The organism is Aliiroseovarius sp. S253 (genome assembly GCF_049800855.1).
Classification (GTDB): Bacteria; Pseudomonadota; Alphaproteobacteria; order Rhodobacterales; family Rhodobacteraceae; genus Aliiroseovarius.
Genome location: NZ_JBNAFW010000001.1, coordinates 20,599 through 46,938, shown reverse-complemented (window position 1 = coordinate 46,938; position 26,340 = coordinate 20,599). Strand labels below are relative to the sequence as shown.

The 26,340-nt window shown below is 58.6% G+C and carries 31 protein-coding genes and 1 tRNA gene; 11 read left to right on the top strand and 21 right to left on the bottom strand.

Annotated features, from left to right (window positions below; translation table 11 throughout):
- Window positions 1-31: 31 nt before the first annotated feature.
- From ACP15F_RS00260 to pyk, 13 genes are all read right to left on the bottom strand, one after another.
- A tRNA-Met gene (locus ACP15F_RS00260) sits at window positions 32-108 on the bottom strand.
- A gap of 143 nt (window positions 109-251) precedes the next feature.
- A complete protein-coding gene (mscL, locus tag ACP15F_RS00255; RefSeq protein WP_424938855.1) occupies window positions 252-680 on the bottom strand; it encodes a large conductance mechanosensitive channel protein MscL in 429 nt (142 codons plus the stop codon).
- 130 nt (window positions 681-810) lie between these two features.
- Window positions 811-1,260 (bottom strand): YtoQ family protein, encoded by a 450-nt coding sequence (locus ACP15F_RS00250; RefSeq protein WP_424938854.1) that lies wholly within the window; start codon window positions 1,258-1,260, stop codon window positions 811-813.
- A gap of 48 nt (window positions 1,261-1,308) precedes the next feature.
- On the bottom strand, window positions 1,309-3,705 hold the full coding sequence (gene pheT / locus ACP15F_RS00245; protein ID WP_424938853.1) for a phenylalanine--tRNA ligase subunit beta: 2,397 nt from the start codon (window positions 3,703-3,705) through the stop codon (window positions 1,309-1,311).
- Between the two features lie 6 nt (window positions 3,706-3,711).
- The gene (locus ACP15F_RS00240; RefSeq protein ID WP_424938852.1) at window positions 3,712-4,086 is read right to left on the bottom strand and encodes a hypothetical protein; all 375 of its coding nucleotides are present in this window, start codon (window positions 4,084-4,086) and stop codon (window positions 3,712-3,714) included.
- The gene (pheS, locus tag ACP15F_RS00235; RefSeq protein WP_424938851.1) at window positions 4,083-5,156 is read right to left on the bottom strand and encodes a phenylalanine--tRNA ligase subunit alpha; all 1,074 of its coding nucleotides are present in this window, start codon (window positions 5,154-5,156) and stop codon (window positions 4,083-4,085) included. The genes ACP15F_RS00240 and pheS overlap by 4 nt, the downstream gene beginning before the upstream one ends.
- A 70-nt stretch (window positions 5,157-5,226) precedes the next feature.
- Complete coding sequence (locus ACP15F_RS00230; protein ID WP_424938850.1) at window positions 5,227-6,474, bottom strand: RNA polymerase sigma factor; 1,248 nt, start codon at window positions 6,472-6,474, stop codon at window positions 5,227-5,229.
- 6 nt (window positions 6,475-6,480) lie between these two features.
- Window positions 6,481-6,831: a YciI family protein gene (locus ACP15F_RS00225; protein WP_424938849.1), complete on the bottom strand. Its 351-nt coding sequence runs from the start codon at window positions 6,829-6,831 to the stop codon at window positions 6,481-6,483.
- A gap of 124 nt (window positions 6,832-6,955) precedes the next feature.
- Window positions 6,956-8,431, bottom strand: coding sequence for a hypothetical protein (locus tag ACP15F_RS00220; protein WP_424938848.1), 1,476 nt, complete (start codon window positions 8,429-8,431; stop codon window positions 6,956-6,958).
- Between the two features lie 251 nt (window positions 8,432-8,682).
- The gene (gene rplT, locus ACP15F_RS00215; RefSeq protein WP_108855191.1) at window positions 8,683-9,048 is read right to left on the bottom strand and encodes a 50S ribosomal protein L20; all 366 of its coding nucleotides are present in this window, start codon (window positions 9,046-9,048) and stop codon (window positions 8,683-8,685) included.
- A gap of 14 nt (window positions 9,049-9,062) precedes the next feature.
- Window positions 9,063-9,263: a 50S ribosomal protein L35 gene (gene rpmI, locus ACP15F_RS00210; RefSeq protein WP_424938847.1), complete on the bottom strand. Its 201-nt coding sequence runs from the start codon at window positions 9,261-9,263 to the stop codon at window positions 9,063-9,065.
- A gap of 133 nt (window positions 9,264-9,396) precedes the next feature.
- Window positions 9,397-9,633 carry a hypothetical protein gene (locus ACP15F_RS00205; RefSeq protein WP_424938846.1) on the bottom strand — a complete coding sequence of 79 codons (237 nt, stop codon included), beginning with the start codon at window positions 9,631-9,633 and terminating at the stop codon, window positions 9,397-9,399.
- A 62-nt stretch (window positions 9,634-9,695) separates the two neighbouring features.
- Window positions 9,696-11,135 carry a pyruvate kinase gene (gene pyk, locus ACP15F_RS00200; RefSeq protein WP_424938845.1) on the bottom strand — a complete coding sequence of 480 codons (1,440 nt, stop codon included), beginning with the start codon at window positions 11,133-11,135 and terminating at the stop codon, window positions 9,696-9,698.
- A 126-nt stretch (window positions 11,136-11,261) separates the two neighbouring features.
- Between pyk and ACP15F_RS00195 the strand changes: the two genes are divergently transcribed.
- The 5 genes from ACP15F_RS00195 (at window position 11,262) to parA (ending at window position 14,282) form a co-directional block, all read left to right on the top strand.
- Window positions 11,262-12,002, top strand: coding sequence for an N-formylglutamate amidohydrolase (locus ACP15F_RS00195; protein WP_424940913.1), 741 nt, complete (start codon window positions 11,262-11,264; stop codon window positions 12,000-12,002).
- Window position 12,003: 1 nt separating this feature from the next.
- The gene (locus tag ACP15F_RS00190; RefSeq protein ID WP_424938844.1) at window positions 12,004-12,339 is read left to right on the top strand and encodes a 5-carboxymethyl-2-hydroxymuconate Delta-isomerase; all 336 of its coding nucleotides are present in this window, start codon (window positions 12,004-12,006) and stop codon (window positions 12,337-12,339) included.
- Between the two features lie 12 nt (window positions 12,340-12,351).
- Complete coding sequence (locus tag ACP15F_RS00185) at window positions 12,352-12,666, top strand: DUF1244 domain-containing protein (protein WP_424938843.1); 315 nt, start codon at window positions 12,352-12,354, stop codon at window positions 12,664-12,666.
- Between the two features lie 94 nt (window positions 12,667-12,760).
- Window positions 12,761-13,555 (top strand): DODA-type extradiol aromatic ring-opening family dioxygenase, encoded by a 795-nt coding sequence (locus ACP15F_RS00180; RefSeq protein WP_424938842.1) that lies wholly within the window; start codon window positions 12,761-12,763, stop codon window positions 13,553-13,555.
- 88 nt (window positions 13,556-13,643) lie between these two features.
- Window positions 13,644-14,282 (top strand): ParA family partition ATPase, encoded by a 639-nt coding sequence (gene parA / locus ACP15F_RS00175; protein WP_424938841.1) that lies wholly within the window; start codon window positions 13,644-13,646, stop codon window positions 14,280-14,282.
- A gap of 70 nt (window positions 14,283-14,352) precedes the next feature.
- Here the strand turns inward: parA and ACP15F_RS00170 are convergent, their stop codons facing one another.
- Window positions 14,353-15,207: a D-amino-acid transaminase gene (locus tag ACP15F_RS00170; protein WP_424938840.1), complete on the bottom strand. Its 855-nt coding sequence runs from the start codon at window positions 15,205-15,207 to the stop codon at window positions 14,353-14,355.
- A gap of 102 nt (window positions 15,208-15,309) precedes the next feature.
- On the opposite strand from ACP15F_RS00170, the gene ACP15F_RS00165 reads away from it, so the two are divergent.
- Window positions 15,310-15,759, top strand: coding sequence for a DMT family transporter (locus ACP15F_RS00165; protein ID WP_424938839.1), 450 nt, complete (start codon window positions 15,310-15,312; stop codon window positions 15,757-15,759).
- Window positions 15,760-15,761: 2 nt separating this feature from the next.
- Here the strand turns inward: ACP15F_RS00165 and dgcA are convergent, their stop codons facing one another.
- Entirely contained in the window at window positions 15,762-16,727 is a 966-nt protein-coding gene (gene dgcA / locus ACP15F_RS00160) for an N-acetyl-D-Glu racemase DgcA (protein ID WP_424938838.1), read from the bottom strand.
- A gap of 72 nt (window positions 16,728-16,799) precedes the next feature.
- Window positions 16,800-17,801: an N-acetyltransferase DgcN gene (dgcN, locus tag ACP15F_RS00155; protein WP_424938837.1), complete on the bottom strand. Its 1,002-nt coding sequence runs from the start codon at window positions 17,799-17,801 to the stop codon at window positions 16,800-16,802.
- Window positions 17,802-18,074: 273 nt separating this feature from the next.
- On the opposite strand from dgcN, the gene ACP15F_RS00150 reads away from it, so the two are divergent.
- The 4 genes from ACP15F_RS00150 (at window position 18,075) to ACP15F_RS00135 (ending at window position 21,395) form a co-directional block, all read left to right on the top strand.
- Window positions 18,075-19,034: an L-malyl-CoA/beta-methylmalyl-CoA lyase gene (locus ACP15F_RS00150; protein ID WP_246938125.1), complete on the top strand. Its 960-nt coding sequence runs from the start codon at window positions 18,075-18,077 to the stop codon at window positions 19,032-19,034.
- 175 nt (window positions 19,035-19,209) lie between these two features.
- Window positions 19,210-19,638 (top strand): hypothetical protein, encoded by a 429-nt coding sequence (locus tag ACP15F_RS00145; RefSeq protein WP_424938836.1) that lies wholly within the window; start codon window positions 19,210-19,212, stop codon window positions 19,636-19,638.
- Between the two features lie 368 nt (window positions 19,639-20,006).
- A complete protein-coding gene (locus tag ACP15F_RS00140) occupies window positions 20,007-20,972 on the top strand; it encodes an acetyl-CoA carboxylase carboxyltransferase subunit alpha (RefSeq protein ID WP_424938835.1) in 966 nt (321 codons plus the stop codon).
- An 87-nt stretch (window positions 20,973-21,059) separates the two neighbouring features.
- Window positions 21,060-21,395: a carboxymuconolactone decarboxylase family protein gene (locus ACP15F_RS00135; protein ID WP_282181755.1), complete on the top strand. Its 336-nt coding sequence runs from the start codon at window positions 21,060-21,062 to the stop codon at window positions 21,393-21,395.
- Between the two features lie 3 nt (window positions 21,396-21,398).
- On the opposite strand, the gene ACP15F_RS00130 is transcribed toward ACP15F_RS00135, so the two are convergent.
- From ACP15F_RS00130 to ACP15F_RS00115, 4 genes are read right to left on the bottom strand one after another with little or no spacing between them, the layout of a single operon-like run.
- Window positions 21,399-22,004, bottom strand: coding sequence for a pyridoxamine 5'-phosphate oxidase family protein (locus ACP15F_RS00130; protein ID WP_424938834.1), 606 nt, complete (start codon window positions 22,002-22,004; stop codon window positions 21,399-21,401).
- Window positions 22,004-22,738 carry a lysophospholipid acyltransferase family protein gene (locus ACP15F_RS00125; protein ID WP_424938833.1) on the bottom strand — a complete coding sequence of 245 codons (735 nt, stop codon included), beginning with the start codon at window positions 22,736-22,738 and terminating at the stop codon, window positions 22,004-22,006. Before ACP15F_RS00125 ends, ACP15F_RS00130 begins: the two co-directional genes overlap by 1 nt.
- Window positions 22,738-23,643, bottom strand: coding sequence for a cell division protein FtsX (locus ACP15F_RS00120; RefSeq protein WP_424938832.1), 906 nt, complete (start codon window positions 23,641-23,643; stop codon window positions 22,738-22,740). The genes ACP15F_RS00125 and ACP15F_RS00120 overlap by 1 nt, the downstream gene beginning before the upstream one ends.
- Entirely contained in the window at window positions 23,640-24,314 is a 675-nt protein-coding gene (locus ACP15F_RS00115; protein WP_424938831.1) for a cell division ATP-binding protein FtsE, read from the bottom strand. The genes ACP15F_RS00120 and ACP15F_RS00115 overlap by 4 nt, the downstream gene beginning before the upstream one ends.
- Before the next feature lie 158 nt (window positions 24,315-24,472).
- Here ACP15F_RS00115 and ACP15F_RS00110 point away from each other — a divergent pair, with 158 nt between their 5' ends.
- Window positions 24,473-25,453, top strand: a complete 981-nt coding sequence (locus tag ACP15F_RS00110) for a zinc-ribbon domain-containing protein (protein ID WP_424938830.1) — start codon at window positions 24,473-24,475, stop codon at window positions 25,451-25,453.
- 228 nt (window positions 25,454-25,681) lie between these two features.
- On the opposite strand, the gene ACP15F_RS00105 is transcribed toward ACP15F_RS00110, so the two are convergent.
- Window positions 25,682-26,320 (bottom strand): ferritin-like domain-containing protein, encoded by a 639-nt coding sequence (locus tag ACP15F_RS00105; RefSeq protein ID WP_424938829.1) that lies wholly within the window; start codon window positions 26,318-26,320, stop codon window positions 25,682-25,684.
- Window positions 26,321-26,340: the final 20 nt, after the last annotated feature.

Here is a 26,340-nt window from a genome sequence, read left to right as displayed (position 1 = left end):
TGGATCAGCAGGGCTTACTTCAGGATTGAGATGGTAGCGTGGGGCGGACTTGAACCGCCGACCCCAGCATTATGAGTGCTGTGCTCTAACCAGCTGAGCTACCACGCCATCTCATATCGGAGGTCCGAATATTCTGGCACGTCACAAGTGTCAAACGAAAAACGCGGAAAATCCGCAAACCGGGCAAGAAAATCCAAACTAAAAGGGCGCTGCAAAATGCAGCGCCCTTTCGCGGTCCACATGGGCCCGGATTACTTTTTCAAAGCGTCCCGAATCTCGGTCAGCAGATCCAGCTCGCTCGGACCAGCCGGTGCTTCTTCAGCGGCTTCTTCTTCCTTGGCGGCAGCCTCTTTGGCTTTGTTGACATAACGCACAAGCATGAACACCACCCAAGCGATGATCAGGAAGTTGATGATCGCCATGATGAACGAACCATAAGCGAAGACCGCAGCGCCACCTTCACGTGCTGCTTCCAGCGAAGCACCAGTTGCAACATCGCCCGAAAGCACGGCGTACATGTTGGTAAAGTCGATGCCACCCATGAACAGTCCGATGATCGGATTGATCAGGTCTGCTACCAACGAGCTGACGATCGCGGTGAAGGCTGCGCCGATGATGATACCAACGGCCATGTCCATGACATTGCCCTTGGCGATGAAATCTTTGAATTCTTGAAGCATGGTGTCCCTATCTGTGTTTTGGTCAAGCAAATCGCACGACCCCGTTCGCATTAAATGCAAACATACACGGAAACCGGGTGTTTTGGCGGGGGAAAAACGAGGCTGTCGTCACCGCAAGTTGACGTGCAAGTCAGCCCGGCAAGTTGCCATTCAAAACATAGCTGAGGATCTCAACGACCTGCGCGGGCTCTCGCGCGACGGCCAGTGCTGCGGCATCGACCTCTTTCAGGGCGTGATCATGTTCGGGCTGCTGCAAAATGATCAGAGACTTGCCTTTAGCGGCGGCATAGCCCGCGTCAAAAGCCGCGTTCCACTGGCGGTACTTCTCGCCGAAGCGGACAACGACCACGTCAGCATCTTCGATCCCCTTTCGGGTGCGGATGGCGTTGATCATCGCGCCCTTGTGGTCGTGCCAATACTTGTTGGGTTCTTCGCCCAGAATGGCAACGCCGCAATCGTCCGAGGCTTCATGGTCGGTCACAGGCGCACTAAAGCTCACATCCAGACCTTTCGCACTGTCGATAATCTGCTCGCGCCAATCGGTGTGGATTTCGCCGGAAAGATAAACGTTCAGGGTCATGATGTGTCCTCCAATGAAAACGCGGCCCCAAGGGGGCCGCGCTTTGATTTATCCGCGCAGGCTGCCGCCCGTCGCCTTTTCGACCTTCTGGACGATCTTTTGGCTTACCGCCTCGATGTCCTTGTCGGTCAGGGTCGCGTCACGCGGTTGCAGACGCACGGTGATCGCGAGCGATTTCTTACCCTCGCCCAGCGAGCCGCCAATGAATTCGTCAAAGACGTTCACGTCGGTGATCAGCGCTTTGTCCGCACCTGCGGCCGCATTCACCAGATTGATGGCTTCTACGTCTGCGTCCACCACGAAGGCGAAGTCACGCTCGACCGGTTGCAGGTCCGATGCGCCCAGTGCCGCGCGGCCCGTGCCTTTGGCTTTCGGGAACGGCACTTTCGCAAGGTGCACGGCGAAGGCCACAACGGGGCCTTTCACGTCCATCTCGGCGATGGTTTTCGGGTGCAGTTCGCCGAACGCGCCAAGGATGTTTTTCGGACCCAGACCCAGCTTGGCCGAACGACCCGGATGCCACCACGCATTCATGTAGCGCACGAAGGTCAGCTTGGCCGGCGCACCGATGGCAGCCAGAACAGCTTCCACATCCGCCTTGGCGTCATAGGTGTCGACGGGGCGTCGAGCACCGAAACGATCGCGCGGGCCAGTGTGGCCAACCAGAATACCGGTGACCATCTGCTCGTATTCATCGGGCTCGCCGCCGCTGAACACAGGGCCAACTTCGAACAGAGCCAGATCCATGAAGCCGCGCGCCTGATTGCGCGCAGCCGCTTGCAACAGGCCGGGCAGAAGCGACGGACGCATGTGGCTCATCTCGGACGAGATCGGGTTGGCCAAGGCAACGTTGTCACCACCGGTGCCGAAGCGTTCGGCACTCGCCTGATCAATGAAGCTGTAGGTCACGCATTCGTTGTAACCCAAGGCCGCCACGGTGCGTCGCGCAATGCCTTCGCGCTTCTGCATCGGGGTCAGGATCGCTTTCGGTACACCCACATGGCTGCGTGGCAGAGGCTTGCCAACCAGCTTGGTCAGGGATGCCACGCGGGCCACTTCTTCGACCAGATCGGCGGATCCCAGCACGTCTGGACGCCACGACGGGACATGGGCCATGTCGCCATCGATGGTAAATCCCAGCGCGGTCAGCGTCTTGCGCTGCTCGTCCGCAGGGATGTCCATACCGACCAGCGACTGCACGCGGTCGGTGTCCAACTTATAGGCACGGCTCACATCAGGTTCAGCACCAGCGGTCACAACGTCCGAGGCTTCACCACCGCAGAGATCAAGGATCATCTGGGTCGCAGCTTCGATCGCAGGTGCGTTATAGGCCGGGTCGATGCCGCGTTCGTTGCGGTAACGCGCGTCCGAGTTGATCTTCAGCGCACGGCCCGTTTTGGCGATCTGGATGGTTTCCCAGAACGCGGCCTCAAGGAACACGTTGGTGGTCTCGTCCGTGCAGCCGGTGGGCAGACCGCCCATCACGCCCGCAATCGACTCAACGCCTTCACTGTCCGAGATCACGACCATGCCGGGCTCGAACGTATATTCCTTCTCGTCCAGACCAACCAAGGTCTCGCCACCCTTCGCACGATGCACGCGCAGGTCGCCCTTGACCTTGTCCGCGTCAAACACGTGCAGCGGGCGGTTCATGTCGTAGGTGAAGAAGTTGGTGATATCGACAAGGGCCGAGATCGGGCGCAAGCCCACGGCCTTCAAACGCGCTTGCAGCCATGCGGGGCTGGGTCCGTTCTTCACACCTTTGATCAGTCGCCCCATGAACAAGGGGTTCGCGTCCAGCGTATCCTCGTCAATGGTCACGTTGATCGGGCTGGGGCCGTTGCCCGCAACCTTGTGTTCCTTCAGAGGCTTCAGCGTGCCCAGACCACGGGCAGCCAAGTCACGCGCAATGCCGCGCACGCCCAGCGCATCGGGGCGGTTCGGCGTGATTGCGATCTCGATCACCGGATCGACTTTCTCGGGGTCATTGGCAGCGAGCCAATCGACGAACTTGTCGCCGACCTCGCCCGAGGGAAGCTCGATGATGCCGTCATGCTCTTCCGACAGCTCCAGCTCGCGCTCGGACGCCATCATGCCGTGGCTTTCAACACCGCGTATTTTGCCAACCGACAGCGTCACGTCGATGCCGGGCACGTAGTCGCCGGGCTTGGCCAGCACCACGGTGATGCCCTCGCGCGCATTCGGCGCACCGCAAACGATCTGCTTTTCGCCCTCGTTCGTCTCGACCGTGCAAACACGCAGACGGTCGGCGTCCGGGTGTTTTTCAGCCGATTTGACCTTCGCGATGGTGAAGGCGCCCAGACGGTCCATGGGGTTGAAGATATCCTCGACCTCGAGCCCCAGATCGGTGCAGGCCTCGGCGATGTCGTCGACGCTTGCGTCGGTGTCGAGGTGGTCTTTCAGCCAGGAGATGGTGAATTTCATTTTGATTTAGTCCCCTGCATTGAGTTTACACAGATAGCGGATCGAGACGGATACCACGACATTAATCGGCACTTGAGTACCTATATTGGATAGTCTTCCGTCAACATCATCTACTATGGCTTGCACCGTTGTGGCTTTTAAGCAGTTGTGCATCTCCTTGATGCACAATTCAGAAGCTCCTATGCCCTGAGCGCTATACCAAGCATCAAGTGACCCTTTGACATAAGTCACTTTTTCTCGATTTGTGAGAGCGGAATACTCTTCATGCTGCATCAGACCCGAATTGGGCTTTACTTCATATCTGGTTGGAGCGCACTCTTCAGCGAACGCTGTCTGGATCGACACCATCAGGGCGATTGCAGCCAATATTAGCTTTGTCACCTACTCAGCCCCCCACGCATGGTCGGGACGTCCAGCGAGCTGAAGCCATAGTGGCGCAGCCAGCGCAAATCTGAATCAAAGAACGCGCGCAGGTCGGGGATGCCGTATTTCAGCATGGCCAGACGGTCGATGCCCAGACCGAAGGCAAAGCCCTGCCAGTCGTCGGGGTTCACGCCCGCCGATTGCAGTACCTTCGGATGCACCATGCCAGAGCCGAGGATTTCCATCCAATCGTCGCCCTCGCCCAGTTTCAGGGTGCCGCCTTCCCACGAGCAGCGAATGTCGACTTCGGCCGACGGTTCGGTGAAGGGGAAGTGCGAGGCGCGGAAGCGAAGCTCGATCTCGTCGATTTCAAAGAACGCGCGGCAGAATTCTTCCAGCGTCCATTTCAGGTTCGCCATCGAGATGTCTTTGTCGATCGCCAGCCCTTCGACCTGATGGAACATCGGGGTGTGGGTCTGGTCGTAGTCTGATCGGTACACGCGGCCCGGTGCGATGACGCGGATCGGTGCACCGGTCTTTTCCATCGCGCGGATTTGCACGGGCGAGGTGTGGGTGCGCAGAACGTGCGGCGGGCGGTTGTCGCCCTCGTCGCGGTGCATATAGAACGTGTCGAATTCCTGCCGCGCGGGGTGGTGCGGCGGGATGTTCAGGGCGTCGAAGTTGTACCAATCGCTTTCAATCTGCGGACCTTCCGCGACCGAGAAACCCATGTCACCGAAGATCGCCGAGATCTCCTCGGTCACTTGGCTGATCGGGTGGATCGAGCCTTGGCGCGCGGGGCGGCCCGGCAGGGTGACGTCCAGCCACTCGGTGCGCAGACGTTCGTCCAGTGCGGCGTCGGCCAGCCCAGATTTCTTGGCAGCGATGGCCGAGTTGATCTCGTCCTTCAGGGCGTTCAGCGCAGGTCCGGCCACCTGGCGTTCCTCGGGCGTCATCTTGCCCAGCTCGCGCATCTTCAGGGCGACTTCGCCCTTTTTGCCGACCGCCTGCACGCGGATATCTTCCAGAGCCGCCTCGTCAGCGGCCCCACCGATTGCGTCCAGATATTTTGTTCTGAGCTCGTCCATCTCGGTCCCTTTGCTTCGCACCGCTTCCAGCTAGCGAATAGAGGGCAAAATGGCAAGCGGGGGAAGGGTCTCAGGGCGCGTTCAATGCGTGAAGGCGGCTTTCAAGGAACGCTGCTTGCTCGGGCGCGTCAGACAGGGCGATGGCGGCGCGATAGCTTTCGGCGGCATCCGTGGTGCGGCCAAGACGGGCCAGAAGGTCGGCGCGACAGGCGTGGAACGGTTGATAGCGGGCGAATTTGCCCTCGGCTGCGACCGAGTTCAGCAGGTTTAGACCCGCCTGCGGGCTGTCAGCGTAAGACAGCGCCACGGCCTGATTGATCCGCAGAACCGGGTTGGGTTTGCGCGCATAGAGCACGTCATAGAGCGCAACGATCTGAGCCCAGTCGGTCGAGGCAAAATCGGCGGCCTGCGCGTGCACCGCGCTTATCGCCGCTTGCAGCGCATAGGAGCCAGCGCGCCCCATCGAAAGGGCAGATTCGACCAACGCCAGCCCTTCTGTGATCTTGGCGCGGTCCCAGCGGGCGCGGTTTTGGCACTCCAGCGGGATAAACGCCCCACCCTGCCCTTGCCGCGCCAGCCTGCGACTTTCGCCCAGCAGCATCAGGGCTAGAAGGCCATGTGCCTCGGCGTGATCGGGAAGCAGACCGGTCAGGATACGTCCCAGACGGATCGCCTCGGCCACCAGATCGCCGCGGGTAAGCTGTCCGTCCGAGGCCTGATAGCCTTCGTTGAAAATCAGATAGATGACGCGCAACACGGTGTCGGTTCGGTCGTGCAGGTCTTCGGGTTCCGGCAGTTTGAAGGGGATGCCCGCGTCGCGCAGCTTCTTCTTGGCGCGGGTCAGGCGGGCGGCCATGGCGTCGGATTTGTCCAGAAACGCCTTGGCAATCTCGGCCGTGGTCAGCCCACCCAGCGCACGCAGGGTCAGGGCCACGCGGGACTTTTCTTCGAGCGCAGGGTGGCAGCAGGTATAGATCAGTTCCAGCCGGTGGTCGATGATCAGCATCGGCGTGTCCTCGGGATCGCTTTGGTGTTGCTCCAGCCAAAGGGTCAGCTCGGCCTCTTTCCGTGTCGCTGTTGCACTGCGACGCAGACGATCCAGCGCCTTGCGCTTTGCGACCGAAATCATCCACGCATCCGGATGACGCGGCGCGCCCTTCTTTGGCCAGACCTCAAGCGCGGAAATGACAGCGTCTTGCAAGGCGTCCTCGGCCAGCGCGTAGTCCCCGATTGAGGACACGAGTGATGACAGGATGCGCCCCCAGTCTTCACGGATCAACCGCGTGATCAGCGCTTGTGCTTCAACCGGGGGCAGCATGTGGGATCAGTCGAAGATCATAACCGGACGAACCTCAACCCGGCCGTATTTCGCGTCGGGGATCTTAGCGGCATATTTCAGCGCCTCGTCCAGATCCTTGCAGTCGAGGATATAGTAACCGCCCAGCTGTTCCTTGGTTTCAGCAAAGGGGCCATCCACAATCTCGGTCTTGCCATCACGCACAGACACGGTGGTGGATGTTGCGACAGGCTGCAGCGCTTCGCCCCCAACCATCACGCCTGCGTCCTGCACTTCCTGTGTGTAGTCCACATAGGCCTGCATATAGGGGCCAAACTCGTCCGAACCGGGCTGAGGGCCATTGTCCTCGGCATTATAAATCAAACAGATAAATTGCATCAGTTTTCCTTTCATCAGTTGGGAAAGGTCTATGCCTTTCTGTGTACCAGACGTTTGGGGATCGGCAAAATCGACAATGCGTCCGAAAATTTTCAGCACTTCCCCGGCAGGCCAGGTCGAACCCCTAAGGACAGACGCGCGTGTAATAGAGGAAACGCAGGGGGTTCGGAGCATCGTCACCAAGCTTGGCAAGTTCTTCAGAGTAATAAACCGGCTCGACCACCCGTTGATAACATCTGGCAAACTCGGGCAGAAGCTCCAGCTCTTTTCCAGAGAGGAACCACGCCTCAGAGACATCCACACCATGAGCGGGCCCGACAATGATCCGATCCGGCGCGCGGGACAGAACATAGGCACCATCCCCTTTCGCATGACCCGGCCAATTCTGGCGCTCTGTCAGCAGTGGGACATTCCTGCGCTTTGCGATAATCGGGTCGTTCAACCCCAACATATCGATAAAGGTACGATTCTGGCCCGCAACAAACGGGGTTGATCCCGCCGTGTTCAGGGCAATCGTAATGCCTTCTGGCCAAGTGCTGTTGATATGATGTCCGATGATCTCGCCGAAATGGGCTGCGCGATCCCGAAGCTTCGGCGGCTCAGCCAGCGCCACAACCAATGCAGCAAGGGCCGAGGCCGCAATAACCGTGTTCCTTGTCCGCAGGGCCATCATCGACACACTTGCCAGAAGCAGCAAAGCGAGCGGAGCGATCAAAGGCACCAGCATCCGCGCCCAAGGCATATGATCCCCACCCGCCCAACAGATATAGAGCAGTTGCAAAATCGTGGCGCTGAGCAGGAACTTCACAGCCATGCTTAATTGCGCGCGTCTCCACATAAAGCCCGCGACAACCAAGGCAATTCCCAGCGTCGGGACCAAGATCATTACGCGTCCCAGATAACCAATTCCGTTCACAAGCTTCTCGGACAAGGGAAGATCAGTCTTCGCATAGAATGTCAGGGGAAACAGCTCTCCGTAGATCTGCCAACGGATTCCCATCTGAATGAAAGAGACCGCAGCAGGGATGCCAACAACGATCACAGCAGCAATGAGACGGGTGCGCCGAGCCTCGGAACTGGCGACCAGCAACCCTAGCCCTGAACCCGCAATGAAGACCGAAGCATCCAGCCGCGTCAGAACAGCCAGAGAATAGGCAAGAGCTGCCAACACCAGCAGACCGAAATGAGGCCATCGCAGATAGGTCAACAAAGCCGCCAGCCCGCTGGCAAGAAATGCCGCGACGACGACTGCTTCGAGTCCTCCAAGCACCCAAAGCGCGATCGGCGTCGAGCTCGCAACGGTCAATACGGTCAACGCCCGCCCAAGCCAGTTCTCCCGACCGGGCAGCACCGCGTGCGCCGAAACCGCTGTCATCACAAGCAGCACAAAGGCCGCAATGGCATTGACCAGTTGCGCCGCAGCAATCGCAGTGAAGCCAAGCCGCATGAACCAGCTTAACACCACCACATGCAGAAAACTTGTATAGCCTTCTGCCCATTCACCGGGGTTCCATTGGATCAACCCGGTTTCAACAAAGGTCCGCGCATATCGCAGAGTGATATAGGCGTCATCGTGAAAATAGACGCTATGCTTGGACACAAAAAATGCCAGCACACCTAGTGCCACAAAGATTGTAAGACCGTCGACCGATATCCGCCTCAACATAGGTTTGCCCCTAAATACACTGACAACTGGCAAACTACTGAGATTGAACACCTTCGCAATGTTAAGTTGACCAGCGCCCCCACTTGGGAAGATATCACAAGTCTCAGCGGCAAATCCGCATCATCAAATGAAAAAGCCGCGAAGGTGTCCCCTCGCGGCTTTTGAATTCTTTGCTGTGATCAGGCTTAGGCAGCCAGAGCAGCCTGTGCTTTTTCAACGATCGCGCCGAATGCTTCGGGCTCGTGAACGGCCAGATCGGCCAGAACCTTACGGTCCACTTCAACACCAGCCAGGTTCAGGCCGTTGATGAAGCGCGAGTATGTCAGGCTTTCGTCGTGCGAACGGACAGCAGCGTTGATACGCTGGATCCACAGCGCACGGAACTGGCGCTTGCGGTTCTTGCGGTCACGGGTTGCATACTGGTTCGCCTTGTCGACGGCCTGACGCGCTACCTTGAAGGTATTCTTGCGACGGCCGTAGAAGCCTTTAGCGGCCTTGACGACTTTTTTGTGACGGGCGTGAGTTGTGGTTCCACCTTTAACGCGGGACATATCAGTATCTCCTCTTAGCGGTCGTAGGGCATGTAGCCCTTGACGATCTTAGCGTCGGGGGCGGACAGAGCGGTCGTACCGCGTGCGTTGCGGATGAATTTCTTCGTCCGTTTGATCATTCCGTGCTGTTTACCAGCCTGGGCTCCGATGACCTTGCCGGTCGCGGAAACCTTAAAGCGCTTCTTGGCGCTCGATTTGGTCTTCATCTTGGGCATTTTCGTCTCCAATCAAAGGTTACGTTAATGCACGGCGGGCATGCCACATTAGCCCACGCGCACATGAAGTTGGCCGTATAGGGGCAGATTGCCCGACTCGCAAGCGTTTTCTTCTTAGGGAATACCGTTCAATTCAGGCCTTAAAATAGGCCATGAAATGATTGAGAACGGAATCGATTACATATGGAATTGTGCTGATCGAATAGGCATTCGGCTTTGCCCCGATTGCCACAACGATCAAGCCACCACCGATCAGCAGCATGATAGAAGCAGCGCGTGGTGCGTGCCCCCGGCGCAAAGCCCCTACGATTGCAGGCAGAGACAACACCAGAATGAAAAGCCCAACGACAAAATACGTGTCATATGTCACGCGGAACCTCCATCAAATCCAGCCAACTTTGTACGTAACATACTTAGTATAGCCCAATTTAGTTAGGTTGCGTAGATTAGACTTTCATCACAGGGCGCTACACGCAGAATATTTGTCGTACCGGGCACATTGAAGGGCACACCCGCAGTCACAACAATCTGGTCGTTCTCTTCCGCAAAGCCCGAGCTTCTGGCCGCACGCGCAGCCGAGACGACGGCCGCCTTGAAACGTTCGACCGCGCCCGCGGTGACAAAACAATTGGTTCCCCACGACAGGCAAAGACGGCGGGCGGTGCCGCGCAAAGGTGTCAGCGCCACGATCGGCACACGCGGGCGTTCGCGGGCAGTCAAAAGGGCGGTGGTGCCCGATTGCGTGAAACAGCAGATGGCTTTGATGTCCGTCGTTTCTGCGATCTCGCGCGCTGCGGCCACGATCGCATCATTCACACCGCTGCGGCTGGCGACGCGCGATGCCTCGACCTGTTCGCGATAGATGTCATCGTTCTCGACCTCGATGGCGACGGCATTCATGGTGGACACGGCCTCGACCGGATACTGTCCAGCAGCGCTTTCGGCGGACAACATGACAGCATCGGTACCGTCATAGATGGCGTTCGCTACGTCCGAGACCTCGGCCCGTGTCGGCATCGGGCTTTCAATCATGCTTTCCAGCATCTGAGTGGCTACGATGACCGGCTTACCCGCGCGGCGGCAAGAATGGATCAGGCGCTTCTGGATGGGCGGAACAGCATGAACGGGCAGCTCAACGCCAAGATCACCCCGGGCAACCATGATCCCATCCGAGGCCTCAAGGATTGCACCAAATGCATCCACGGCAGCGGGTTTTTCGATCTTCGACAGGACCGCTGCACGGCCATGTGCCAATTCGCGCGCTTCGTGCACGTCTTCGGGACGCTGCACAAAGCTGAGCGCCAGCCAGTCCACGCCCAGCTGACAGGCAAATTCCAAATCCGCGCGGTCCTTATCGGACAGGGCTGCCAAGGGCAGCACCACGTCAGGCACGTTCACGCCCTTGCGATCGGAGATCGTTCCACCGACCTCGACCTCGCAATCGGCAAAATCCGGGCCGCATTCTTTGACCTTCAACCGCAGCTTTCCGTCATTCACCAACAGGGTCGATCCGGGTTCCAACGCTGCGAAAATCTCGGGATGCGGCAGACAGACGCGATGGCCTTCCCCCGGGGCCTCGTCCAGATCAAAGCGGAACTCTTGCCCCTCTTCGATGTCAGCGGCGCCGGCCGCAAATACGCCACACCGCAATTTCGGCCCCTGAAGGTCGGCCAAGATTGCAATCGGACGATCCAGGTCCTTCTCAACCTGCCGTACCAGTGTATGGCGCGCGCGCTGTTCTTCATGGGTGCCGTGGGACATATTCATGCGAAACACATCGGCTCCGGCTTCGAAAAGCGCCCGAATGGTATCGTAGTCACTTGAAGACGGGCCAAGGGTTGCGACGATCTTGACATTACGATGGCGTCTCACGGCGCACCTCTCTTTCGTTTTTTACGCGGGGTCAGGTGACCTATGCCGCAAAATGTTAGCGCTGACAACTGGCGCTTGGCTTTGACCTCGCTTAAAGGGGATATGAAACAGAAAAACAACGCCAAGATGACATACACTCCATTCCATGTTCACGGGCCAGACAGGCCATCGCGCTGGCTGATCACATGTGACCATGCCGCGAATACCGTACCCACCTGCGTTGGCGGCGGTGATTTAGGCATCGCGCCCGAAGATATGAACCGCCACATCGCCTATGACATTGGTGCCGCCGGGGTTAGCATCCATTTGGCAGAGCTTCTGGATGCACCCGCAATCCTGTCCAACTTCTCGCGCCTTGTGATCGACCCCAACCGGGGCGAGGATGATCCAACGCTGCTGATGAAACTGTATGATGGCACGGTAATCCCTGCAAACCGCAACGCGGACGCGGCAGAAAAAGCCCGCCGTCTGGATGCGTTCCACCGCCCGTATCACAACGCTCTGGCAGATTTGGCCGCCCGTCACGACCACACGGTGATCGTAGCGATGCATTCATATACCCCGCAACTGAATGGCCGCGATCCGCGCCCGTGGCACGTTGCCGTGCTGCATGAGAAAGACAGTCGCATCGCGACGCCTCTGATTAAGAAGTTGGAGCAGGACCCCGATCTTTGCGTTGGTGAAAATGAACCTTACGGCGGCCACTTGGATGGCGATTCCATCGATCGCCACGCCGTTGTGCAAAAACGCCCGAATGTGCTGATCGAGATCCGAAACGACCTGATCGAGACCGAAGCGCAACAGCGCGCCTGGGCTGAACGGCTGGCACCAGTCCTTATGGAAACCTTGGCAGAAACGGGGCTCTGACATGCCACATATCCGAATAGAATATACGGGCGAAGCTGATCTGGGCATGCAATCGCTGTGCGAGGCGCTGCTAGATACGCTTTCGGCCCATGACGCCATTCCCAATCCCGCCTCGATCAAAATCCGTGCATTGCAAACTGCCTATGCGGTCATGGGTAGCGAGGCGCAGAGCTTTGCCCACGCGCAATTCGCACTGCTTCCCGGCCGGTCCGAGGCGGTGAAAACCGAGCTAGCAGGTCTGATCCTGACCACCATGCGCACCCATCTACCGCAGATCGCCAACCTGTCAGTTGACGTCGAAGACCTCAGCCCTTCCTATGCCAAAGACGTTCTCTAAGGAGTGACCCACATGGACGACCAGACCCGTATCGAGATCGAAGCCGCAGCCTTTCGCCGCCTCCAAAAGCACCTGATGGAAGACCGCACCGACGCGCAGAACATCGACATGATGAATCTGGCCGGCTTCTGCCGCAACTGCCTTGCCCGCTGGTATCAGGAAGCCGCCAACGAACGCGGCATCGAGATGTCGAAGGACGAAGGGCGTGAGGCGTTCTATGGCATGACCATGGCCGAGTGGAAGGCAAACTATCAAACCGACGCCAGCCCGGAAAAGCAGGCCGAGTTCGCGGTGGCGTTCAAAGAAAACGTGACGGACAAGTCGTAAGCGTCCTGTGCAAATACGCAGACCGGGTGTTCGCACGCTCCGGTTACCCAAAAAGGACGCGGGTCTTATCTAAGCTCCAACGAAAGGACCTGATATGACCCGCATGCCCACATACTTCATTTCACATGGTGGTGGCCCGTGGCCGTGGCTGCCCGAGATGCGTCGCAGCTTTGCCCAGTTGGAACGCTCGCTCGCCGCCATGCCGTCAGAACTTCCGGAAAAACCCAAAGCGGTCTTGATGATCTCTGGTCACTGGGAAACGACGGATTTCGCCGTGATGTCCTCGAACACGCCGCCGATGGTCTATGACTATACCGGCTTTCCGCCCCACACATATGAAATCACCTACCCCGCCCCCGGCGCGCCCGAACTGGCCCAACGCACGGCTGATCTGATCGAGACAGCAGGTCTGCCCACGCATTTGGATGACCGACAGGGGTTTGATCACGGGGTGTTTGCGCCCATGGCGGTGATCTATCCCGAAGCGGACGTGCCGACCTATCAAGTATCGCTTCAGCATGGATACGACCCAGCCGCCCACTTCGCCCTAGGACGCGCCCTTGCGCCCCTGCGGGACGAAGGCGTGCTGATCGTCGGGTCCGGCCTAAGCTATCACAATCTGCGCAATTTCGGCCCCGGCGCGCGCGTACCGTCGACCGAGTTTGATACTTGGCTGAATGACGTGATGCTGCGCGACACTGAAAAGCGCACACAAGCGCTGCTTAACTGGGAAACGGCTCCCTCCGCCCGGATCGCCCACAAGGAAGAGGATCACCTTGCCCCGATCTTCGTGGCACTGGGTGCGGCTGAGAATGACGTCTCGACCGTGACCTATCACGAAGAAGGCATTTTTGGCGGCGTCACCGCGACAAGCTTCCGGCTGGGATAACGGAAAAGCGCGACATTATAGTCCTATCGCCATTCTCCCCTCCAAGTGGTATGCTGCACCGCAGAAAAAGCATTTGGAGGCTTGACGCATGAGTAGTCGGATCATCTGCGTGGCGCAGCAAAAAGGTGGCGCGGGCAAGACAACGCTCGTATCCAACCTAGCCATCGCGTTCCTGTCCGAGGGAAAAAGCGTGGCCCTTTTGGACACGGACCCCCAAGGCAGTCTTGGTAAGTGGTTGGATATTCGTGAAGAAACGCTGGGCGAGGATGAAAACCTTCAGTTCGCGACCGCGACCGCCTATGGGATTTCGCGCGCCATTCGTGGGGTCAAGGAACAGGCCGATGTCGTTCTGATCGACACCCCCCCGAAAGCCGACAGCGACGTCCGCTGGGTCCTGGCTGAGTCGGATCTGGTGCTGGTCCCCGTCTCGGCCAGTAAGGCCGATGTTTGGGCGACCAATGACGTTCTGGACTTGGCGGACCGGGCTGGGAAACCAACGAACGTTGTCATGAACCGCACACGCAACGGAACGCGGGTTGGCGAACAAGTCGCCGAATCGGTGGCCGAGCTTGGAGCAAAACCGTTGCAGTCGTCCCTGTCCAGCAGGGTGATCTATGCTGAAGCGCTGGGCCGTGGTCTGGGTGCGATTGAAGCAAAACGGACTGGGCCTGCCACAGACGAAGTACGTGCCCTCGCTGCCGAAGTCGCTGCGGCTTTGAAGCTGTAAAACAGCACGCAACCGTTCAACAAAAAAGGGGCCGCGTCTGCAGCCCCTTCGGAATTCGATACCTTTTGGCTTAGACGGCCTTCTTAAGGCTCTCATCCAGATAGATCTCGCGCAGACGCAAGGCCACGTTGCCCGGCGCACCGTCGCCCAGCGCTTTGCCGTCGATTTCCACAACCGGCATTACGAAGGCCGAGGCCGAGGTGAAGAAGGCTTCATCCGCATTCTGCGCTTCTTCAATAGTGAAGTTACGCTCTTCAATCTCCATCTGGGCTTCTTCGGCGAAACGCAGAACGGCGGCACGGGTGATGCCGTGCAAGATGTCGTTGGACAGGCCGCGCGTGATGATCTTGCCGTCTTTCACGATGTAGACGTTGTTCGACGTGCCCTCGGTCACGAAACCATCTTCGATCAGCCACGCATCGTCTGCGCCAGCCGCTTTTGCCATCATCTTGCCCATAGACGGGTACAGCAGCTGCACCGTTTTGATGTCGCGACGGCCCCAGCGAATGTCCTCGATCGAGATCACCTTCATCGGCTTCACAGTTGCGGCCAGACCCGGCTTGTTCTGGGTGAATAGAACCACGGTCGGCTTCACCTTCTCGGGGTCCGGGAATACGAAATCACGGTCACTGTCGGCGCCACGCGAGATCTGCAGATAGACTAGACCTTCGTCGATCTCGTTCACTCGCACCAGCTCGCGGTGGACTTCCAGCAGATCCTCTTTCGAGATCGGGTTCTCCATCCCCAGCTCATTCAGCGAACGCGCCAGACGCACGGCGTGACCTTCGAAATCGATCAGCTTGCCATTCAGAACGCTGGTCACCTCGTACACCGCGTCCGCAAACAGGAAACCACGGTCAAAGATCGAGACGCTGGCTTCGGTCTCGGGCAGGTACTCTCCGTTTACGTAAACGGTGCGGGTCATGTCAGGTCTCCTTCATGTGACGCTGCGGGCCATTTGACCCGCGCGGCATTTCCTGTTTGGGGTGTTGATACAAATACCGACGCCAGAGTCAAAGGAAACCCCATGCCCAGCGCCACGCAATCCGCCGCCATCATGTTGACCGCCGGGATTGGCATTCCGGTTCTTGCAGCACTGAATGCCGCTTTGGGGCAGCGCATGGGGTCGCCCATTGCGGCGGGATTGATCCTGTTCGTGGTGGCGTTTCTGACCACCGGCGTGGTGTTCCTGATGTCGGGCGCGTCGCTGAAAGGCGCGGTAGGATCGCCGCCGCACCTGTTCTTTGCGGGCTGCCTTGTGGCCTTCTACGTGCTGACCATCACATGGGTTGCGCCCACCTTCGGCGTCGGCAACGCGGTGTTCTTTATTCTGATCGGCCAATTGATCTCTGCCGCCGCCATCGACCATTTCGGGCTGTTCGGTGCACAGACTGTACCGCTTACCTTCTGGCGCGTGGCTGGGATATCCGTGATGGGGCTGGGCGTCTTCCTGACCCAGATTGCAGGGCGCGGCTGACATTAGCCCCAGAGCGCAGCGCTAGGCGGGTGCACGCCCGCGTCGTCAAACAGAAGCGGCGTGTCGCGATCCTCGGCCAGCAGCAGCGGCCCATCCAGATCGGTAACCATTGCGCCCTGAGCGACCAGCGTCGCGGGTGCCATGGCAAGGCTTGAGCCAACCATGCAGCCAACCATCACCTGATAGCCCTCGGCCAATGCGGCCTCACGCAGGGCCAGTGCCTCGGTCAATCCGCCAGTCTTGTCCAGCTTGATGTTAACCACATCATACTTGCCCTTTAGCTTGGGCAGGCTGGTGCGGTCATGGCAGCTTTCATCAGCGCAAACCGGCACCGGGCGATCCATTCCGATCAGCGCATCGTCTTCGCCCGCAGGCAAAGGTTGCTCGACCAGATCCACGCCCAAGCGCACCAGATGCGGGGCCAAATCGGCATATACTTCGGCAGACCAGCCTTCGTTGGCGTCCACGATGATACGCGAGGTCGGCGCTCCAGCGCGCACAGCTTCCAGACGCGGCATGTCATCCGGTGTGCCCAACTTGATCTTCAAGAGCGGGCGGAATGCGTTCTTGGCGGCCTGCGCCTGCATCTCGGCAGGTTCAGCTAGCGACAGGGTATAGGCGGTGATCTCAGGGCCCGGCGCGGACAATCCGGCCAGCTCCCACGCGCGTTTACCTGCACGCTTCGCTTCCAAATCCCACAACGCGCAGTCTACAGCATTGCGGGCAGCACCAGCAGGCAGCAACTCATACAGCGCCGCGCGGGTCACATCCGCAGGCAGGCCCATGATTTCGTCCGTCACGCTGTCCAGCGTCTCGTCATAGCGCGCATAGGGCACACATTCACCCCAGCCCACATGATCGCCATCCTGCACCCGAACAGTCAGAACCTTCGCCTCGGTCCGTGATCCGCGCGAAATGGTGAACACCTGCGCCAGTTTGAACACGTCCGGAGTGACTGAGATTTCCACGCGCCTGCCCTCATTTTCTTACTAAAAATATCCCGGGGGTCCGGGGGCTGGCCCCCGGTCCGCCTTCAAAGCTTAGATGGCTTCCAGCGCATCCACCAGCTTGCCCGCGCCATAGCGGAACGGATCGGTTGCCGGCAGGCCCATATCGGCTTCGACCTTCGCCAGATAGGCTTTGGCGTCGTCATCCGACATGTGCTGCGTATTGACCGAGATACCAATCACTTGGCAATCCGGGTTCGCCACCTTGGCCAGACCCAGTGCCATATCGCGCAGCGCTTCCAGCGACGGCTGGGTATATTCCGGCAGACCGCGCATGTGCTCACGCGTCGGCTCGTGCGCCAAGACCAAAGCGTCCGGCTGGCCGCCGTGGATCAGCGCCATGGTCACGCCCGAATAGGACACGTGAAACAGCGAACCCTGACCCTCAATGTGATCCCAGTGATCTTCATCATTGTCCGGCGTCAGATACTCGACCGAGCCTGCCATGAAATCCGCGATCACAGCGTCCAAAGGCACACCGTCACCGGTGATCAGGATGCCTGTCTGGCCTGTTGCGCGGAAGGTCGACTTCAAGCCGCGCTTGCGCATTTCAGCATCCATGCACAGGGCCGTATACATCTTGCCGACCGAGCAATCGGTGCCCACAGCCAGGCAGCGTTTACCGGTGCGTTTCTTGCCGTTTGCGATCGGGTACTCGACCTCGGGGATGCGCACGTCGTGCAGTTCTTGGCCGGTGGCTTCGGCAACGGCGACCAGATCAGGTTCGTCGCGCAACAAGTTGTGCAGGCCCGAGGCCAGATCGAACCCTTCTTCCAGCGCCGTCACCAGCACCTTTTTCCACTCTTTAGAAATCACACCGCCACGGTTGGCCACGCCAACGACCAGCGTTTTGGCACCGGCTGCCTTGGCTTCCTCCAACGTCATGTCGGTCAGCCCCAGATCTGCACCGCAGCCTTCCATCCGGAATTGGCCCACGGCATTGTCAGGGCGCCAGTCACGGATGCCGATGGCCACTTTAGCTGCCAGTTGATCGGGCGCGTCGCCCAGGAACAAAAGATACGGAGTCTTGATCATGGCCGTGGCCCTTTCGATGAGTGGTTGGAATATCCTTCGCGTCATTTTGATGATTAATCGGCGGATTTTCTTGCGAACTCCCCTCGTGACACGGCAAATGCACAAATTCTTTCGACGTTTTGCCAAATTTGCGCAATTTTCTTCGACACAATGACGACTTACCTCAGAATCCACCCGCCCATGCTGCGCGCGCAGAATAACCTTGCGGGCAGCGCAGCAATTTAATAACGATTGCACCCAAGAAATCGCAACATCATTACCGAAAGGCCCGCTATGTCCTTCCGACTGCAACCTGCCGCCCCGTCCCGCCCGAACCGCTGCCAACTGTTTGGCCCGGGCTCGAACACCAAGCTGTTCCCGAAAATGGCGGCCTCAGCCGCTGACGTGATCAACCTCGATCTGGAAGACTCGGTGGCGCCGTCCGACAAAGACGTCGCCCGCGCCAACATCATCGAAGCGCTGAACACCATTGATTGGGGCAACAAATACATGTCGGTGCGCATCAACAGCCTCGACACCCCTTATTGGTATCGCGATGTTGTGGACCTGCTAGAACAAGCTGGCGACCGCATCGACCAGATCATGATCCCGAAAGTCGGCTGCGCCGAAGATGTCTATGCCGTGGACGCACTGGTCACCGCCATCGAACAAGCCAAAGGCCGCACCAAGCCCGTCAGCTTCGAAGTGATCATCGAATCGGCTGCCGGTATCGCGCACGTTGAAGCCATCGCCGCCTCCAGCCCTCGCCTGCAGGCCATGTCGCTGGGTGCAGCTGACTTTGCTGCCTCGATGGGTATGCAGACCACCGGCATCGGCGGCACGCAAGAAAACTATTACATGATGCGCGAAGGTGAAAAGCACTGGTCGGACCCGTGGCACTGGGCGCAAGCCGCCATCGTCGCCGCCTGCCGTACACACGGCATCCTGCCGGTCGACGGACCGTTCGGCGACTTCTCGGACGACGAGGGTTACATCGCGCAGGCCAAACGCTCGGCGACGCTGGGCATGGTTGGCAAATGGGCCATCCACCCGAAACAGATCGCGCTGGCCAACGAGGTCTTCACCCCGTCGGAAGAAGCCGTCGCAGAAGCCCGCGAGATCCTTGCAGCCATGGAACAGGCAAAAGCCAATGGCGAAGGCGCAACTGTCTATAAAGGTCGTCTGGTCGACATCGCGTCGATCAAGCAAGCCGAGGTGATCGTGGCGCAAGCCGAGCTGATCGCCGGCAGCTAAATCAATTCACGAACAGACCCCGACTGGCCCCGCGTTCTCGCGGGGCTTTTTTGTGTTCAGGTTAAATCATGGCAGGTCAACTGGTCGCATGGCCAATGACGCTGTGAAGACTAAGTTGGGCGCGGGTCATGACGAGGCCTGTTTGGGGACGCATCCCAATCTGAAAGGTTCCTTGATGAAACCGCTGCTTATTGCCACCGCCCTCACCCTTGGTTTGTCGGGGGCTGCCTTGGCGCAAATGCAACCGTCCAACCCGGCGCAAACCGGGCTGTCGCGCCCAGTCATTCAGTTGACTGGCTTCCTTGCCAAAAACATGGACCTGCTAGAGCTGAACAACGAACAGCGCGCGGATGTAAAAAACTGGGTCGCCTCCATGCCTGCCAATCGCAAGGCGCTTGAGGCCGAAACGGTTGAGCTGCGTGCAGCGCTGCGCCAAGCCATCGTCGACGGCAAACCCACCGAAGAGCGTCAGGCCATCGCTGACAAGATCGGCGTAAACGAGGTCAAGCTGGTGATGATGCGGTCAAATTGCGCCGACCATTGGCGCGACGTTCTGACCGAAGAACAGTTTACCAAACTGCTAGAGATCGCAGGCGTTTCTTAAACTCGCAGGGCGGCGGCACAGCCTGTCGCCGCCCTCGCATCTACCAGGATCATCACAGACCGATCAGCGCTTCCGACGTAGCAACCACTGCAAAACTGAGCGTCATTAACAAAACCAGGTAGCTGGCCGTGAATGCCCTGAAGGCGCTTCGCCGTGAGAATATGGCTTGTGTCATTCGTCTGCTCCCTTCGCATTCAGTGCGCGGCTTAATCAAATCGGCCGAAGCGGCCATCTAATTAACAAACGCGCGAGCAGATGAATCCCGTCGCTGGAATCTACATTTTGGGCAATCTGGATTTTCGCGCCCCGTTGCAAAGCCGCTTCCCAAGCGTCATATAGTCATGAACATTGTGTAATCAGGCAGGCCCATGACCAACTATCTCGAGTTTGAAAAACCGCTGGCTGAAATCGAAGGCAAGGCAGAAGAACTGCGCGCGCTTGCCCGCAACAACGAAGAGATGGACGTCGAAGGCGAGGCGCAAGCGCTGGACGCCAAAGCCGACAAGCTTCTGAAAGAATTGTACGAGGGGCTGACCCCGTGGCGTAAATGCCAAGTGGCCCGTCACCCCGAGCGCCCGCATTGCCGCGATTACATCAACGCGCTGTTCACTGAATACACGCCGCTGGCTGGCGACCGGAACTTTGCCGATGACCACGCGGTCATGGGTGGTCTGGGCCGCATCGGCGACATCCCGGTCGTCGTCATGGGTCAGGAAAAAGGCCACGACACCAAGACCCGCATCGAACGCAATTTCGGCATGGCCCGCCCCGAAGGCTATCGCAAAGCGATCCGCCTGATGGATCTGGCTGACCGCTTTGGCCTGCCCATCGTGGCGCTTGTCGACACCCCCGGCGCCTATCCCGGCAAAGGCGCGGAAGAGCGCGGCCAGTCCGAGGCCATCGCCCGCTCAACCGAACGCTGCCTGAACGTGAAATCTCCTGTTGTTTCCGTCATCATTGGTGAAGGCGGTTCTGGCGGCGCGGTTGCGCTGGCGACCGCGAACTCGGTCATGATGCTGGAACACTCGGTTTACTCGGTGATCTCGCCCGAGGGCTGTGCCTCGATCCTGTGGAAAGACTCCGAGAAGATGCGCGAAGCCGCAGAAGCCTTGCGCCTGACCGCGCAGGACCTGAAGCAGCTGGGCGTCATTGATAATATTATCTCCGAACCCATGGGCGGTGCCCAGCGCGGTCGCGATGAAACCATCGCCGCGGTCGGCAGCGCCATCGAAGCCGAGCTGAAAGAACTTCTGAAACGCCAAGACGGCGACGCGCTTTTGAAAGAACGCCGCGAGAAGTTCCTGAAGATGGGTTCGAAAGGTCTGGCGGCCTAACACCCGGATCACGCTTTCGTGCGGCGGGTTGGAAGCCCGCCCCACATCCACAATATTCACGGGAACCACACATCAGGAGGGTACCCCGTGGATTGGAAAGCATTTCTTGCAGAAACCGAAGGCAATATTGGACATCTAGCCAAGGACGTTCCGGCCACAATGAAGGGCTTTGGTCAGATGGGAACAGCCGCCAAGACTGACGGCGCGCTGAGCGAGAAAACCAAAGAACTGATCGCCCTTGGTATTGCCATCTCGACCCGCTGCGACAGCTGCATTGGCTTTCACGTTCGGTCACTGGTTCGTCTGGGCACCACGCTTGATGAACTGAACGAGGCCTTGGCCATGGCGACCTATATGGGCGGCGGCCCGTCGCTGGCCTACAGCGCCAAGGCGCGTGAAGCTTATGAGCAGTTCAGCGCCTGACGGCTACCACAGCGTCGTTTTCGCGCGCTCTGGCCATTCCTTGTCATAGCTGGCCCCGTCGAATTCGCCGGACGTCATCTCTTTCAACATGTCGCCCACACTGGGCAAGCCTGCGCTTTCATCGCCGGCGCTCCAGATCTTCGAGCGCATGATGGCACGGGCACATTGGGAATAGACCTCGTGAATCCGGATCACGGCCACAGTCCGAGGCTGTTTTCCGGCTTTCTCGAACCGGACGCGCAGGTTTGGATCCGCAGTCAGCTTTGCCTCGCCATTCACGCGAACGACATTGTTTGAACCGGGCACCATGAACATCAAAGACACGCGCGGGTCGCGCACGATGTTGCGCAAGCTGTCTATGCGTTCGTTGCCGCGCCAGTCGGGCAGCGCTAGATGTCGCTCATCCAGCTCAAGCACGACCGGGCCATCATCGCCGCGCGGGCTGCCATCGGTCCCCTCGGGCGCGACGGTCGTTAGAATGCAAAAGCGGGATGCCATGATCCAGGCACGATAGGTAGGCGTTAGATGATCGGCAACTTTGACCAGAGACGCCTCTCCGGGCGTTCCGTAAAGTGCTTCCAAGTCTTCGGTTGTCTCGATAAAGTCCATCATCCCTCCAGCTTAAATCCAGCCTCTTCCATCAACGCGTCCGAGCCGCTTTCCACCACATCCTCGATCCGTTCCATAAACGCGCCCAGCTCAAGCCCCGGCTCGATCGGGTCGTGGAATTCGAGCACGGCAAGACCCGGATAGCGCATGATCCCGTGGCGCTTCCAGAACACGCCCACATTGGTTGACGCGGGAACAACGGGTTGCCCTGTTTCCTTGTACAGAACGCCTGTGCCAACCTTGTAGGGCTTCTTGGCCCCCGCCGCGACGCGTGTCCCCTGCGAGAAGATCACAAGTTGACCGGGTGTCGATTGCCCGTCTTTCACGGTGGCAACCATCTGCTTGATCGCAGCGCCCTTCTTGCCCCGGTTCACTGGCACCGAATTGGTATAGACCGCATAGATGTTAATGATGGGCGCCCATTTCAGCTGGCTTTTATAGATGAATTTCAAACGCGGCAGGACAGAGGCCAGCAGCAGAATATCAAAGAACGACTGGTGTTTCGCCGCGACCAGCACCTCGCCGGTTGGCACCTCGCCCCGAATCTCGCTTTTCAGCCCGATCATCCAAGACGCGGTCCAGCGGACCCAGTTGCAATAGAAGTGAATCACTTTGAAGGCGTTGTCGCGTTTAATCCAAACCAGTGGCACACCCAGAAAGCCCACAATCGGCAACATGATGTACATCTGAGTGATAAACAGAAGCGAGCGCAGCCATTGAATTGCGTTCCGCATCAACGTTTCTCCTGCAAGGTTGTCAGGGCGGCCTGACGGGTCGCAAGGAAAGCCACCAAAGCCGCGAAAGGTGGAATCAGAACGGGCCACAGCCATTGCCAGCCCTGCAGACCAAGCCCGGTCAGGAAGCCGCCCTCAGCCCCTGCTGAGGGCAACAGGAACAGCGCAAGTGCGCCCAGAATGGTGCCAACAGCCGCACCGCCAAACGCACGCAACGTGAAACGGCGCACAAAGGCGTGGGCGATATAGCTGTCACGCGCGCCGATCAGGCGCAGCACGCGGATAACTTGTTCGTTGGCGGACAATGCCGCCGAGGCCGCCAGCGTGATCACCACACCAGCCAACGTCGTGATCAGAACAATCGAGATCCATCCCAACGAACGCAGACGCTTGGCAGCTTTCACCAATGGTTCGCGCCAACGCGCATGGTCATCCAGAATGGCACCGGGGGCCTCGCCCGCCAACCGGGCACGCAACCCGGCGGCGTCAAAGCCTTCGTCATCCTCGATCACTTCAACCAGACGCGGGATCGGCAGTCGATCCAGCGGCAAATCTGGACCGAACCAAGGCTCGAGCAGAGCGCGTTGCTCATCTTCGCCCAGAGGGCGGGCCTCTTTCACGCCGGGGGTGGTCGCCAAAATCTCGGTCACGGCCAGAAGCTGGGCGTCCATCTGATCAGCCGGGGCTGAAATGCGGATCGTGGCACTTTTAGCCAGCGCATCGCCCCAACGATCGGCCAAACGCCCGGTCGCCAGAGACAGCGCCAAGGCAAACACAGCCAGAAACGCCATCGCGGCCGAGGCAAACACCGTCAGGCGTGCTGTGAACCCGGTTGGCGGGACCACGCGATCAGCCTGCGCATCCCCAGAAAGAAATCGAAGCAGATTAGGCAGAAAGTTCTTCACAGATTTGCCCCCGCTGCCGTGACCTGATGGTTCGAAATCCGCAAAACCCGCGCCTGCACCTGCGATTTGGCCGAGCGGATCAGGTTCATGTCATGGGTGGCAATCATCACGGTTTTACCCATGCGGTTCAGCTCGACCAGCAACTGCAAAAGGCGCAGCGACATTTCCCAGTCCACGTTCCCCGTGGGCTCGTCCGCCAAGATCACATCCGGTGACATGATCACAGCACGCGCCAGCGCTGCCCTCTGGCGCTCACCGCCGGACAGCTCAGGTGGCTTGGCATGGGCCTGCTGCTCCAGTCCAACCCAAGCCAGAAGCTCTTGCAGCTCGGATGGGTCATGCAAGGATCGGCCCGACACCGTCAGCGGCAGCATGATATTCTCTGCCAGACTGAGGTGATCCAGAAACTGGCAATCCTGATGCACCACGCCGATACGGCGGCGCATCTCGGCCACGTCATCGCGCTGCATCGTCCGTACGTTCTGGCCAAACAACGCGACAGTGCCCTGCTCGGCGACCAGCTCGCCATAGCACAGCTTCATCAATGTGGTTTTACCGGCCCCAGAGGGTCCTGTCAGAAAGTGAAACGATCCTTGCGCCAGTGACATAGTGACACCCGACAATAACGTCCCGGTGCCATAGCCATAGGCGACCTGTTCCAGCTCGATCAATTTGATGCCCTCGTGCTTACTTGTCGCCAGTTGTGCCTCAGCTAGACGATTGTTTCAACGTGCGACACAGGAGTGTTTGATTTCCACAACATTTTTGCTCATATTACTCCTGATTAAGGCGAGTGATATCCAGCTAGTCTCAGGGGAATAGATAAAAAATGCGTTTGGTTTGCCCCAATTGCGGCGCGCAATACGAAGTCGATGATCGCGTGATGCCCGAATTGGGCCGTGACGTTCAGTGTTCGAATTGTGGTCACGCATGGTTTCACACACCTCCTCAGCTCTCAGAAACTGAGACAGAAGATGCGTCCGAGCCGAAGATCGAGATCCCGGCACCCGCCCCGTCGTCCTCTCGCACGGACCAAGAACCCGACGCTGCGCCCGAAGCGGACGCCGACCCCGAGCTGGACACCGACCCATACGACCAGGAACTTGACGAGACGCTCGAAGAAGACATCGAAGTTTCATCCGAGGCCGAGAACCAGGACCTGACCGACGACGCGCCAATCGAAGATGATAGCGACGAAGACGATGATGACGGTGAGGCGGGCGATATTCCGATGCCCATCGCAGCTGCGCCCCGCAAAGAGGTCAGCGAAGAAGTCAAACAGATCCTTCAGGAAGAAGCCGAACAAGAACTTCGCGCCCGCGAGGCCGATCAGCACGGGCTGGAAACACAGCCGGATCTTGGTCTGGATGCCGCCCAAGACGATGGCACCGAAGAGCTTTCCGAGCGCATTCAGCGCATGAAGGACGAAGAGGACTTCGTCGAAGAAGAGATCCAGGAAAAGGATCTGAAAAGCCGCGACATGCTGCCGGACATCGAAGAGATCAACTCGACTCTCGATGCCCCAGACGACGCTGGAGCAACAAAGATCGACCTTGAGCCCGCCGTCGCGCAAGCCGCAACAGGTGGCAATGGGTTCCGCCGTGGGTTTAGCCTGACGATTCTGTTGGCGGTGCTGCTGGTCTGTCTTTATGTGCTTGCGCCCCAGATCGCAGATCGCGTTCCGCAGACACAGGGCGTGCTTGAGCAATACACCGCCATGGGCGACAGCGCCCGGATGTGGCTGGAGGGCGCAATGCAATCCGCCATCGAGAAGATGCGCGGCCTGATGGATACCTCGCCCGAAGGTTGACCCAGCCCCCTCTTCTTCAGAAATGACTTCTGTTTGACGCTCAGTTTCGAACTTCGGCGGTCAGTCGTGGCTGAAGCACGGATCGTTTCGGGGGGGGATCGGCAATAAACGGATCACTACCCCGTGACCGCCACAACCATCAGCCCGCCAAGGAATAAAAAGGCCACCCAAGGGCGGCCTTTTAGAATCTGATTTGCATCAGAGCACTTTGCGAAGCTTATGGATCCCTCAGCTTTTGCCGCTTCCTTTCTGCTTCCCCTGACCATTTCTCTTCCGGTCTCTTTGGCCTTTCCCTTTTTGAGAGGACGTGCCCTTCGTGGTCCTGCCGGCCTGTTTGCCCGCACCACTTCCAGAGCGCGCGGATACGTTTCGACAATCACCATCACTGCATCTCTCGAAAGTAGGAAGATGCTTGGTTTCAGAGGCTGTTTTCAGCGCGGTCAAGACACGCGTGATGTCATTGTAGTCTGCGACCGCGGGCAAGAGGTTTTCTTCATACAAAGCAATGTTGTCGATTTCGGCCTGAACGCCCATTTCATATGCTTCATCAAGCGTCGGCGGGATCGGAGCCACCGCCAAGCTTCCATCAAGATAGCCATTTTCCGGCACTTCGACGTCGTACTTGTTCAGAAGCTTGATCACCTTTTCGGCATGCCGTGCTTCCGCCTCCATGATATTCTTGAAGGGTGTATTCGGTCCGTATTCTTCGACCAGCGCAGCATAAAATGCCTGCGCGTGATATTCGTCATTCAGCGCCTCAAGAAGTGCTGCCTCGGCCTCGTCGGACAAAGTCTGTGTTGCCGCCTGAAGTGGCATCGCCAAACAAATGACTACTGCTGCAGAACTCAGGATACCTGTTTTCTTCATTTTCATTTCCTCAATTGTGC

Bases quoted from the DNA above. Each gene is read 5' to 3' on its own strand.
- ACP15F_RS00185 (WP_424938843.1), top strand. From the start codon at position 12,352: ATGGACGACCAGACCCGTATCGAGATCGAAGCCGCAGCCTTTCGCCGC.
- ACP15F_RS00225 (WP_424938849.1), bottom strand. From the start codon at position 6,831: ATGCAATTTATCTGTTTGATTTATAATGCCGAGGACAATGGCCCTCAG.
- ACP15F_RS00110 (WP_424938830.1), top strand. From the start codon at position 24,473: ATGCGTTTGGTTTGCCCCAATTGCGGCGCGCAATACGAAGTCGATGAT.
- ACP15F_RS00190 (WP_424938844.1), top strand. From the start codon at position 12,004: ATGCCACATATCCGAATAGAATATACGGGCGAAGCTGATCTGGGCATG.
- mscL (WP_424938855.1), bottom strand. From the start codon at position 680: ATGCTTCAAGAATTCAAAGATTTCATCGCCAAGGGCAATGTCATGGAC.
- pheT (WP_424938853.1), bottom strand. From the start codon at position 3,705: ATGAAATTCACCATCTCCTGGCTGAAAGACCACCTCGACACCGACGCA.
- ACP15F_RS00125 (WP_424938833.1), bottom strand. From the start codon at position 22,738: ATGCGGAACGCAATTCAATGGCTGCGCTCGCTTCTGTTTATCACTCAG.
- ACP15F_RS00195 (WP_424940913.1), top strand. From the start codon at position 11,262: ATGACATACACTCCATTCCATGTTCACGGGCCAGACAGGCCATCGCGC.
- ACP15F_RS00170 (WP_424938840.1), bottom strand. From the start codon at position 15,207: ATGACCCGCACCGTTTACGTAAACGGAGAGTACCTGCCCGAGACCGAA.
- ACP15F_RS00150 (WP_246938125.1), top strand. From the start codon at position 18,075: ATGTCCTTCCGACTGCAACCTGCCGCCCCGTCCCGCCCGAACCGCTGC.
- ACP15F_RS00230 (WP_424938850.1), bottom strand. From the start codon at position 6,474: ATGCTGCCCCCGGTTGAAGCACAAGCGCTGATCACGCGGTTGATCCGT.
- rpmI (WP_424938847.1), bottom strand. From the start codon at position 9,263: ATGCCCAAGATGAAGACCAAATCGAGCGCCAAGAAGCGCTTTAAGGTT.
- parA (WP_424938841.1), top strand. From the start codon at position 13,644: ATGAGTAGTCGGATCATCTGCGTGGCGCAGCAAAAAGGTGGCGCGGGC.
- ACP15F_RS00105 (WP_424938829.1), bottom strand. From the start codon at position 26,320: ATGAAGAAAACAGGTATCCTGAGTTCTGCAGCAGTAGTCATTTGTTTG.
- rplT (WP_108855191.1), bottom strand. From the start codon at position 9,048: ATGTCCCGCGTTAAAGGTGGAACCACAACTCACGCCCGTCACAAAAAA.
- ACP15F_RS00140 (WP_424938835.1), top strand. From the start codon at position 20,007: ATGACCAACTATCTCGAGTTTGAAAAACCGCTGGCTGAAATCGAAGGC.
- ACP15F_RS00250 (WP_424938854.1), bottom strand. From the start codon at position 1,260: ATGACCCTGAACGTTTATCTTTCCGGCGAAATCCACACCGATTGGCGC.
- ACP15F_RS00145 (WP_424938836.1), top strand. From the start codon at position 19,210: ATGAAACCGCTGCTTATTGCCACCGCCCTCACCCTTGGTTTGTCGGGG.
- pheS (WP_424938851.1), bottom strand. From the start codon at position 5,156: ATGGACGAGCTCAGAACAAAATATCTGGACGCAATCGGTGGGGCCGCT.
- ACP15F_RS00165 (WP_424938839.1), top strand. From the start codon at position 15,310: ATGCCCAGCGCCACGCAATCCGCCGCCATCATGTTGACCGCCGGGATT.
- ACP15F_RS00180 (WP_424938842.1), top strand. From the start codon at position 12,761: ATGACCCGCATGCCCACATACTTCATTTCACATGGTGGTGGCCCGTGG.
- dgcN (WP_424938837.1), bottom strand. From the start codon at position 17,801: ATGATCAAGACTCCGTATCTTTTGTTCCTGGGCGACGCGCCCGATCAA.
- ACP15F_RS00130 (WP_424938834.1), bottom strand. From the start codon at position 22,004: ATGGACTTTATCGAGACAACCGAAGACTTGGAAGCACTTTACGGAACG.